Source organism: Nioella ostreopsis, assembly GCF_004000255.1.
Lineage (GTDB): Bacteria > Pseudomonadota > Alphaproteobacteria > Rhodobacterales > Rhodobacteraceae > Nioella > Nioella ostreopsis.
Genome location: NZ_RCIQ01000097.1, coordinates 1 through 343, shown reverse-complemented (window position 1 = coordinate 343; position 343 = coordinate 1). Strand labels below are relative to the sequence as shown.

At 62.4% G+C, this 343-nt stretch carries 1 protein-coding gene and 1 pseudogene; both read right to left on the bottom strand.

What is annotated here, in order from left to right; all coding sequences use genetic code 11:
* Positions 1 to 215 (bottom strand): CoA-transferase (locus tag EP237_RS22965; protein ID WP_276317023.1); only part of this gene is annotated, 215 nt, incomplete at its 3' end.
* Positions 215 to 343 (bottom strand): annotated as a pseudogene (locus EP237_RS23670) (succinyl-CoA--3-ketoacid-CoA transferase); the annotation flags it as partial. The gene EP237_RS22965 and the pseudogene EP237_RS23670, both read right to left, overlap by 1 nt.

The window sequence follows — 343 nt, the reverse complement described above, 5'->3', positions numbered from 1 at the left end:
GTCTGCTTGCCCGCGTTGATCAGGTCGGGGTCTTCCTCGCCCTCAAAGGGGAAGGGGCCCATGCCGAGCATGCCGTTTTCGGATTGCAGCGTGATGTCCTTGTCGCCCACATAGTTCGCCACCAGCGTCGGGATGCCGATGCCGAGGTTCACATACATGCCGTCTTCAAGCTCTTCCGCCGCGCGGGCGGCAATCTGATTCCGATCCCAGGGCATTATGCTTCCTCCCGCTTGCGTGTCGTGCGCTGTTCGATGCGTTTCTCGTGCGCGCCCTGAATGATGCGATGCACGTAGATGCCGGGCAGGTGGATCAGATCGGGGTCGAGCGACCCGCGCGGGACGAT